Genomic DNA, 4,467 nt, shown 5'->3' on the forward strand with positions numbered 1-4,467 from the left:
GCTGGTGTCCGACGCGGCGCGTGTCCTGCGCAGGGTCCGTCAGCTCTCGCACAGCGCTCAAGCGAGCATTCGTGACGAACTCCCCCCTGAGCTGAAGGACCTGAACCTCAAGGACCTCAACCCGAAGACTCTCGTGTCCAAGCACCTGCTCCACGACGAGAGCCTCAGCCTGGACAAGCTCACGGCGGACCTGGATCCCGCCGCGGAAACACCCCGCCGCGCCACGTCGAAGACCCCCGCGAATGCGGGGACTTCCACCGGACCGGGCTCGATCGCCACCAAGGGCGACTCCCGGCCCTGAGAGATCACCGGCCCCGAACCAGAGGGGCCGCCCCGTCGGCTGCCCCACCGGCCGACGCCCTCCGTCAACGGACCGATCACCCACCACGGCTGGGCCGCCGCATCCTCCGGCAGCCGGGCCGACGGCATGGGAGCGCCGCTCCCGCGCCGTCGTCAGCGGAAAGGAAACGACCATGTTCGGCAGGCTCGGAGCCCCCGAGATCATCCTCATCCTCGTTGTCGTCATGCTCCTCTTCGGCGCCAAGCGCCTTCCCGGGATGGCCCGTTCCTTCGGGCAGTCGCTGCGGATCCTCAAGAGCGAGACCCAGGCCATGCGCAAGGACCAGGCGGACGAACCGCAGGCCGACACGTATGCCGCCGCCCCCGCCCATGCCCCCGCCCTTCAGCCGGCGGGCGCCCGTCACACGGCACCCGAAGCGGCCGAGGCTGACATCCCGCACCGGCGCTGAAGCGCCGTCACCACCGACCGACACATGTGCGGCCGGTGCCGCACATGAAGGGACCGGGACTGTCCATGCCCAGCCGTACCCCGCACGACGCCGCGCGAATGCCCCTGGGGGAACACCTCCGCGAGCTGCGCAGCCGACTGATGAAGGCCGTCGGAGCGATCCTGCTCGTGACGATCGCCGCGGCCTTTTTCTACAAGGACCTCATCGGCTTCCTCATCGATCCCCTGCCCGGCTGCGCCCCGGGCGGGCTGACCGGTGAGAACGACGGGGAACGCTGCGGCGTGATCTCCCTCAACGGCCTCCTCTCGCCCTTCTCCCTCGCGCTGAAGGTGGCGATCACCGCGGGAGTCGTGGCCGCGAGCCCGGTGTGGCTGTATCAGTTGTGGGCGTTCGTCGCGCCGGGCCTGCACCGCAGCGAGAAGAAGTACACGCTGGTTTTCCTCAGTGCCGGGGTTCCCCTGTTCCTCGCGGGTGCCGCCGTGGCGTACGGGGTGCTGCCCACCACGGCGCAGGTGCTGATCTCCCTCACCCCGGACGGGGCGACCAACCTCCTGCCCGTCGACGACTTCCTCAATCTGGCCACCCGGATGGTCCTCGTCTTCGGTCTGTCCTTCGAACTCCCCGTCCTCCTCGTACTGCTGAACCTCGCGGGGGTGTTCACCGCGCGCCGGATGTTCGGCTGGTGGCGTGCGATGTTCCTGGGCATCGCCGCGTTCGCGGCGCTCGCCACGCCGAGCACGGACCCGCTCAGCATGGTGCTGCTGGCCGTACCGATCTGTCTGCTCTACCTCGGTGCGTGCGCGGTCGCCTGGTGCACCGACCGCCGTCGGCGGCGCAAGCGCGACGCCGAGCCGGGCGCGGGTCTCGCGGACACGGAAGCCTCTCCCCTGGACCTGACCCCGGTCCCCGTGGCTTCCGCCGCAGGTGTCGCCGACGACCGGCCCTGACGTGCGGCGGCCCACTCACCAGTGACCGTCCGCGACCGCCGGGTGGGATAGGTGACCATATTGACAGTAGGATGCTATAATCAATAGAGTCGCCCCCATGACTATGGGATCCGTTTCAGAATCTTCGGCGGTCGTGGAGACCCGGGTCGTCCACGAAGTCCACCGCGTGGCCACCACACTGCTCGCCGAGGCGGCCGTCCGGCCTTCGGTGCCACTCGACGCCCTGGCGCAACTGCGTGACTTCCTCGTCGGGAATCTGCGCCATCACCACGAGACCGAGGACCACGACCTCTGGCCGCGGATCGTCGCGGCGGCGCCGGCCCTGGCGACCGCGCTCGACGGACTGAGTGAGGAGCACGAGGCCCTCGCGGACGCGCTCGATGCGCTGGCCGGGGTGAACCTGAACGGCCACGAGAACGATACCGGCGCGGACGTCCGGGCGGCGCTCCGGGACGCGGCCGAAACGGTGCGCGGCATCGTGCACGACCACCTCGCCCATGAGGAGCCGCTGCTCCTGCCCGCCCTCCGCGACCATGTCAGCCCCGCCGCATGGCAGGACTTCGCGCAGCGGGTGATCGCGACCACGCCGCCCGTCGCCGGGCACCTGATGGTCGGCTTCCTCGACGAGGCGGGCTCACCCGACGAGGTGGAGCTGGTGCTCGCGGGCCTGCCGGAGCCGGTGCGCCCGCTCCTGCCCGCCATGCGTCGACAGGCCGCGGACGATCTGCGGATCCTGCGCGGGACCGGTTCATGACCTCGACGCCCGCCTGGTGGCCGGACGCGGCGCAGGCCGTGATGAAGGGCGACCTCACGGTCGCGGCCGCCTGGGTCACGCCCGCCGGCGGCGCCGTGGTCACCAGCGTCTCGCCGCTGGGCCTCGTGGACCGCGAGGCGGGCCTGCTCAGCTTCACCACCTCGCTCGGCTTCCCGAGGAAACTGGAACGCATCCTGCGCGACCCGCACGTGTCGCTCGCCTACCACACCCGCGACCACGGCTTCGCCGAGAACAGTTCGTACGTGCTCGCCCAGGGCACCGCGTCGGTCGATCTGCGCCCGTCGCCGGAGCGGCTGGCGGACCTGATGCGCGCCTCGGAGCCGTTCCTCGGCGAGACCAAGCGCGGGCCGGTGTGGGACTGGCTGCTGCGCGAGTACCACCAGGAGCGGGTCTTCGTCGACATCGGCGTCGAACGGGTCGCGCTCTGGCCCGATACGGCGGCCCGGGGCGCGATGACGGTCACCGGCTCGACCTGGCCGCAGACACCGCCCGCTCAGGATCCGCCGAAGAACGGTACGGCCCCGCGCGTCGACGTCACCGCGGCCGTACGGCAGATCCGCGGGCTACCGCACCGGCTGCTGGCCTACCGAGGTGCGGACGGCTTCCCCGTCATCCTCCCGGTGGCGGTCACCGGCCACGACGAGACGGGCCTGCGCCTCGCCGTGCCCCCGGGTCTGCTGCCGCCCGGCGGCAGGAGAGCCGGACTCCTCGCCCATGCCTTCCGGCCGCAGTGCGTCGGGGTGGGCATGCGGACCTTCACCGGATGGCTGACCGTCACCGACGACGGCGCCCGCTACGCCCCCCACACCTCCAAGGGGCTGGCCGCGCCGCCGTACAAGACGTTGCTGACCGTCTCGAACGGTCTGCTGGCCAAGTGCGGTCTGTGGCGCGCGCGCCGTGACGGCACCGCCGCGCGCCTGGAGCGCCTCGCCGCCCGCGGCCCGGTGGACTGACCCGGATCACCTCGGAACGCCCGCGCCGGGGCGCCGAGCCGCGTGGCGGTCGGCCCCTGTCGCGCGGGCGTCAGTCGTTTAAGCCAGGGATCATCACTCCGTCCCATCCCGGCGCCGCCGTCGTGTGCCGCAACCCTGCAGTCAGTCTCTGGCTGAAACGCGCCGCAACTGACGGGAGTGTCAAATCAACGGCGGATGGAGGGGCATCTCTAGTACGCACGACGGGACGGGATTGGGCTATGGCTATGGCTATGGCTATGGCTATGGGGAGTTGACCCTGGTGCAACTGTGGCGGAGACGTCCTCACGTGCCCGGGTCTCGGCGCTCGCAGCGACAGCGGGCGGTCGCCGAACTTCGGGCACAGGGCCGCTATGGTCCCGAGCTGCGCGACGTCCTGCCCGGCTTCGGCGGCCTGGTTTTGGCCGTGCTCGTCCCCACCCTGCTGCTTGCCTGGCTCTACCGCGCGCTCGGCGTCAGCGGCCTGGTGCTCGGCGCCGTTCTCCTGGCGGCCGCCGTAACTGTGGGCTTCCGCCTGCGTGAACCGATCGCCCGCCGGCGCGGCGGCCACTACACCGCGGCGGAGCTGGCCCGGCTTGATGACGCCGGTCTGACGGTCGCGACCGGGCGGATGCTGCGGCGCGACGGTTGGCAGGTGGTCGACCCGAGCGCGCGGGAGGGGCGGCCGCGCCTGTATGCCCGGGACCGCCGGGGCCGCGAACTCGACGTCGCCTTCCGCCCGGTCACAACAGCGGACGAGGACGAGGTGGCGAGCGGCCTGGCTCACTTGCGCGAGCCCGGGCGACCCGGCGTCGACCGCCTGATCCGGGTCGTCGTCCACCTCGGCACCTTCAGCCACGCGGACGTGCTCTGGGCCTCCCGCCAAGGCGGGGTCAAGCTCATCGACGGCCACCAGCTGCAGCGCTGGGCTGGCGGCGTCCCACTGGACAACCTAGACGAGTCTTTCCGAATACGGTCAGTGGTCGTAGGCGGTCAGTGAGCGGCTGACCGCCTGGCCGGTCTGGAAGTTGTGCCAGATCGCGGCG

5 protein-coding genes and 1 pseudogene are annotated in these 4,467 nt (G+C 71.3%); all 6 read left to right on the forward strand.

Going from position 1 to position 4,467, the window contains the following annotated elements; genetic code table 11:
- Nucleotides 1–301 (forward strand): annotated as a pseudogene (locus ACGF8A_RS34445) (hypothetical protein); the annotation flags it as partial.
- 172 nt (nt 302–473) lie between these two features.
- Nucleotides 474–749, forward strand: a complete 276-nt coding sequence (gene tatA, locus ACGF8A_RS34450) for a Sec-independent protein translocase subunit TatA (protein ID WP_393114760.1) — start codon at nt 474–476, stop codon at nt 747–749.
- 65 nt (nt 750–814) lie between these two features.
- On the forward strand, nt 815–1,696 hold the full coding sequence (gene tatC / locus ACGF8A_RS34455; protein WP_393114762.1) for a twin-arginine translocase subunit TatC: 882 nt from the start codon (nt 815–817) through the stop codon (nt 1,694–1,696).
- A gap of 97 nt (nt 1,697–1,793) precedes the next feature.
- Nucleotides 1,794–2,450 (forward strand): hemerythrin domain-containing protein, encoded by a 657-nt coding sequence (locus ACGF8A_RS34460; RefSeq protein ID WP_393114764.1) that lies wholly within the window; start codon nt 1,794–1,796, stop codon nt 2,448–2,450.
- Nucleotides 2,447–3,424, forward strand: a complete 978-nt coding sequence (locus tag ACGF8A_RS34465) for a hypothetical protein (protein WP_393114766.1) — start codon at nt 2,447–2,449, stop codon at nt 3,422–3,424. The genes ACGF8A_RS34460 and ACGF8A_RS34465 overlap by 4 nt, the downstream gene beginning before the upstream one ends.
- Nucleotides 3,425–3,731: 307 nt before the next feature.
- Entirely contained in the window at nt 3,732–4,421 is a 690-nt protein-coding gene (locus tag ACGF8A_RS34470; protein ID WP_393114768.1) for a hypothetical protein, read from the forward strand.
- Nucleotides 4,422–4,467: the final 46 nt, after the last annotated feature.

The sequence above is a fragment of the Streptomyces sp. NPDC047706 genome (genome assembly GCF_043204795.1).
Taxonomy (GTDB): domain Bacteria; phylum Actinomycetota; class Actinomycetes; order Streptomycetales; family Streptomycetaceae; genus Streptomyces.